The sequence below is a fragment of the Aquiflexum sp. genome, from assembly GCF_977115555.1.
Genome location: NZ_CDSBKL010000323.1, coordinates 1 through 4,883 on the forward strand (window position 1 = coordinate 1; position 4,883 = coordinate 4,883).

A 4,883-nucleotide genomic window follows, 5' to 3' on the forward strand; every position below is an offset into this window, starting at 1 on the left:
ACCAAAAGGAGGATTTTTTTTGAAATTTCCATAATAGAATTACCAGATTTAGATATTGATTTTGAAAGGGGCATGATTTTGGAGAATTGAAATTCCTGAATGTCGGTTTCTGTTTACAATAGACTTAAATAAGAAAGTCATTGATCAAATTTAAAATTATACAAGAACCCGCCACATATACGTTTAATAACAGCAAATCAGATCAATATGTTCGCAAATATTGGCAAATGCTATTGGAAGTAATGTCGTATAAGCGTCAATCGTTTAATTATTTGCCTCCAAGAAAATTAAAATTCACATAAACCAACTATTATGAAGACTACATTAAAAGCAGGCGCACTCGTTTTTGCCTTGGTAGTAATGTACCAATCGGCTTTCTCCCAAACAGGTGGAGGATTTGGAATCAAAGGAGGCTTGAATTACAATTCAAACGGTCAGTATTTCAAAGATGCTGAAGCAATCTGGGGAGATCCAAAAAATAACCTTGGCTATCATTTGGGTATTTTTGGAAAAATCAATGCAGGACCAATTTACATCAGGCCTGAGTTGAATTATACCAATCTCAAATCGGAAGTCAATTTGGTTCAATTGCAGACCAGGAGATTAGATGCACCTGTTTTGGTTGGGGTCAATCTTCTAGGTTCTGTAGTGTCGGTTTTTGGCGGGCCTTCCTTCCATTATTACCTAGAAGATGAACTTAGGGATTTTGACTATGAAAAATTCAATGCAGGCTACCAATTTGGCGTTGGGCTTAATCTTGGAAATGTGGGTCTTGACCTTAGGTATGAGCGGGTGCTCAATGGACAGACCGTCAATATAGATAATATATTTAAAGGAGATGGTGACTTCAAGTTCCAACAACTGATTCTCGGGTTATCTTTGAAATTCTAAATCAACTCCATATCCATTTGAATAATCCCCTTACCCCGAGGGGATTTTTTATTTGGGCTTGTTTTTTTTTATATCGGTCTTCTCAATGTTGACGGCAGGATCATAGGAAAATCTCAGGTTGTCAGTGAAGAAAACAGGCCGAAAAATAGCACAAAAAAGTGGTTCGATTTCGGAATAGACATTGAAGAGATTTCAGGAAAGGAAGATGTTTATATTATTTTCCAGACAGAAACTGGTGTTAATATTTGGGGGTCGTTTTTGATGAATATTGTCCGTTTAGAGATAAATTGAAGACTATTCTGCTTTCAATAATTTTAGCTTAAAACAAAAAAACCGGCTTTAAGCCGGTTTTTTTGTTTTTAAAGTTCCTCTTGTTCTTCCGCTGAATCCCCGGATTTGGGTCTATCCTGGGCTTTGTAAGGGATGAAACCTTCTCTTTTGAACTTGTATGGTTCTGCGCGTTGGTTAGGAGCATGGTTTGCAAGGTCTAGCATACCAAATCCTTTGTGGGTAAACGCACCCAAGCCACACTTAAACACGAAGTCCTGTACTTCTGGAGCTGCATATAAAGTAAAAGGTAATGTATAACCTCTAACTTCATACTTGACATCCATGTCATAAACGGAGTAGATTCTAGCAAATTTCTTTTGCTGCTCTCTCAACTTATTTACATAATTCATGTCAGGTACAACTTGGAATTTGTAGAAGGATTCCATTTGTTCTTGGTTGTACCATCCTGATCTTTCCATTCTTGTCAAGGTAGATTCATAAAGCAGATCAGAAAATTCATCTGTGTCTGGGTTGATAAATCTTTTTCCTGATTCATCATTGAAGGCAGGAGTAAGCAATACCAAGGGAGAAATACAAACAAATTTGTTTGATACTTCAAGCGTTGGTTCGATTTCTTGCTCGGTGTACTCAGGGGAAAGGATGAGGTTTCCTAACTCAATTTTAGGAGTTTCGAATACCTGCTCCAGCAAATAGTCCATGAATTCTTCATTGGGTGATGAAAGCACTAGAGTGACTAAGCTCGAGTAGTAGTGAAGTCCACTTCGACTTACTTTGGTCTGACCTTTAAGACCAGAGAAATTGAAGTAATTGTAGTTAAAAAATTCTTCCTTGCCACCTTTTACGATCAATCCTTTTAAGAATTGAGCCAAGATGTACTGATGATGGAAAGGTAAATAAGCACCTTTGTTTTTTAACGAAAATATTAATCTTATTCTCACGGGTTTATTAAAAATAGAAATGAAACAATTATTTAAACTTGGTCATTAATCGTTAATTTGTAATTTTCACGGTCTTGCAAAAGTACAAATTAATTTCATGAAATTTGTTATACATTGAATCTAAAATGCATGATATCTCCGTCTTGAACGACGTATTCTTTGCCTTCAATCGATATTTTTCCATTTTCCCGACATCCGGCTTCAGATTTGAAGTTTTCATAGTCGGAAAGTTTAATTACTTCCGCTTTGATAAATCCTCTTTCAAAATCAGTATGAATAACCCCTGCAGCTTGAGGAGCTTTCCATCCTTTTTTGATGGTCCAAGCTCTTACTTCTTGAACACCAGCCGTAAAATAAGTAATCAAATCCAATAATTTATATGCTCCTGATATCAATTTGTTGAGTCCGCTTTCATCCAAACCGTATTCCCCCAAAAACATTGCTTTTTCTTCTGCATCATCTAGTTCGGCTATCTGTGACTCAATGGCAGCACAAAGAATGATGACATCTGCATGCTCCTCCTTCACTTTTTCTTTCAATTGGTCGACGTATTTATTGCCTGTCAACAGACTTTTTTCATCCACATTGGCAACATAAAGCACAGGCTTGATGGTGAGAAGGTGAAGGTCTCTTACTGCTTCAAATTCCTCTTTATCAATGGAAACTGCCCGTGCGTTTTTTCCGGCTTCAAGTTCTGATTTGAATGTCTGGAGGACTTCAAGGTCTTTTCTTGCCCGTGCGTCTCCGGATTTGGCGATTTTCTCAATCCTTGCAATTTTTTTATCGATTGATTCCAAATCTTTGAGCTGTAGCTCTGTGTCGATGACTTCTTTGTCAAATTCAGGATCCACGCCACCTGCCACATGGACAATATTTTCATCCTCAAAGCAACGGATCACATGGATGACAGCATCTACCTCCCTGATATTTGCAAGAAATTTATTTCCCAAACCCTCACCTTTGCTTGCTCCTTTGACCAAGCCTGCAATGTCCACAAACTCAATGACTGTGGGTACTACACGGTTGGGATTTACAAGCTTTTCCAAGACGGTCAATCTCGTATCCGGAACTGTTACTACTCCGACATTTGGTTCTATGGTACAAAAAGGAAAGTTTGCTGCTTCAGCTTTGGCAGCTGAAAGTGCATTGAATAAGGTTGATTTTCCAACGTTGGGTAGGCCAACGATGCCACATTGTAAAGCCATTTAAGATTTTTTTTACATTTTAAAGATTCGGTACTCTCGGTATCCTCGGTAAAATTCCAGTATGGATACCCTGAAAATGGTGTAAACCGGAATGGCAAAGATCATTCCTAGGATACCGGCGATTTTCGCACCGGCAAAGATAATCACAAAAATTTCAAGCGGATGTGCTTTTACAGATTTGGAGAAAATCAATGGCTGTAAGATTATATTGTCGGTCAATTGGACCACGCCAAAAACTGAAAGGATTTTGATGACCATAAAAGTAATCTCATTGGAATTCTCAAAATTCCCGGTGGAAAGACCTACAATCACCCCAAATGTGGCACCCAAAATTGGCCCTGCATAAGGAATCAAATTGGCTACAGCCGCAAACATGGCAATGGTCAAGGCATAATCTATTTCCATCAAAGTAAGCCCAATGGCAGCCAATGAAAATATACAGGTGATTTGAATCAAAAGGGCTACAAGATAATTGGAAAGTAATCTTTCTACTTTATTGAATGTCGAAACGGATAATTCAAAATATGAATTGGGAATGAGATCCATGATATTCCTTCTCAAAAGGCCATTTTCAAGCAAAAGAAAAAAAGAAATAAAACTTACTGCTATAATTCCGACCAAGAAAGAACTTGTAGTATTTACAATGGTATTGACCACACCCTGATAATTGATTGACCCAAAACTGGAGATGAGTGTTTCCCTAACCTGAAGGATCAAAAAACCCGGGTCACTTTTTACTATTTCATATTTAATCAATAAATCTTCAATTTTTCCAACAGGATTTTGGATCTGCTCATATAGGTAATCAAGGTCATAGGAGGAAATCACATGTATCTGAGCACTAATCAGAGGAATAAAAAGGAGGCTTATCAGGAAAATTAAAGTCAGCACCAAGCCAAAAGAAAATATAATCGCAAGCCACCTCGGTGTATGTTGACCTATGACATGGAATGAGTTTATCCTGTTGGTCAGAGGTCGAAGGATAGCGGCCAGGACCAAAGAAAATATAAAATAAAAGGTGATGTTTGAAAAATACCAACCAATTGTAAAAAGAATTGCTAAAAAAAATACGAGGAAAATGACAGGCTTTTTCATATTAAAATGAAAGATAGGAAAAAGAAACATTCACAATGGTATGTCACCGTATGGAATGAGTCAAACAGCTTAAAATCCATTAAGAAAGGTTCTTTTTCCTTTAAATTTAAAAAATCAGTGTTATTCCCACTTTAGCTCGTCATCTAATTCAGTTTCGGATTCCTCGACATCGTATTGGGAAAAATCCACTTCAGGCATCAGATCATTCTTGACATGGTCCACAGCACCCTGTAATGCTTCAATGAACTTCCCGAAATCTTCTTTGTAAAGAAAGATCTTGTGCTTTTCAAAAACGAAAGTATCGCCCTGCATTCTTCTTTTACTTTCAGTAATAGTAAGGTAATAGTCGTTTGATTTTGTTGATTTAACATCAAAAAAGTAAGTTCTCTTACCTGCTTTCACCCTTTTTGAGAAGATTTCTTCTCTGTCATTGTAATCATTTCCGCCCTCCATTGTCGTTCAC

Annotated in this window: 5 protein-coding genes; 1 reads left to right on the top strand and 4 read right to left on the bottom strand. The window is 37.4% G+C overall.

The features are described 5' to 3' along the window. Window positions 1-312 precede the first annotated feature (312 nt). Window positions 313-891 (top strand): outer membrane beta-barrel protein, encoded by a 579-nt coding sequence (locus ACZFYI_RS15795; protein WP_462525094.1) that lies wholly within the window; start codon window positions 313-315, stop codon window positions 889-891. A gap of 359 nt (window positions 892-1,250) precedes the next feature. Here the strand turns inward: ACZFYI_RS15795 and cas6 are convergent, their stop codons facing one another. The 4 genes from cas6 to ACZFYI_RS15815 form a co-directional block, all read right to left on the bottom strand. Beyond that, window positions 1,251-2,120 carry a CRISPR-associated endoribonuclease Cas6 gene (cas6, locus tag ACZFYI_RS15800; protein WP_462525095.1) on the bottom strand — a complete coding sequence of 290 codons (870 nt, stop codon included), beginning with the start codon at window positions 2,118-2,120 and terminating at the stop codon, window positions 1,251-1,253. Between the two features lie 107 nt (window positions 2,121-2,227). Beyond that, window positions 2,228-3,325, bottom strand: coding sequence for a redox-regulated ATPase YchF (gene ychF / locus ACZFYI_RS15805; protein ID WP_462525096.1), 1,098 nt, complete (start codon window positions 3,323-3,325; stop codon window positions 2,228-2,230). Between the two features lie 12 nt (window positions 3,326-3,337). Beyond that, a complete protein-coding gene (locus tag ACZFYI_RS15810; protein WP_462525097.1) occupies window positions 3,338-4,420 on the bottom strand; it encodes an AI-2E family transporter in 1,083 nt (360 codons plus the stop codon). Window positions 4,421-4,540: 120 nt separating this feature from the next. After that, window positions 4,541-4,873: a DUF3276 family protein gene (locus ACZFYI_RS15815; protein WP_462525098.1), complete on the bottom strand. Its 333-nt coding sequence runs from the start codon at window positions 4,871-4,873 to the stop codon at window positions 4,541-4,543. Window positions 4,874-4,883: the final 10 nt, after the last annotated feature.

Bases quoted from the DNA above. Each gene is read 5' to 3' on its own strand.
- ACZFYI_RS15815 (WP_462525098.1), bottom strand. From the start codon at position 4,873: ATGGAGGGCGGAAATGATTACAATGACAGAGAAGAAATCTTCTCAAAA.
- ychF (WP_462525096.1), bottom strand. From the start codon at position 3,325: ATGGCTTTACAATGTGGCATCGTTGGCCTACCCAACGTTGGAAAATCA.
- ACZFYI_RS15795 (WP_462525094.1), top strand. From the start codon at position 313: ATGAAGACTACATTAAAAGCAGGCGCACTCGTTTTTGCCTTGGTAGTA.
- ACZFYI_RS15810 (WP_462525097.1), bottom strand. From the start codon at position 4,420: ATGAAAAAGCCTGTCATTTTCCTCGTATTTTTTTTAGCAATTCTTTTT.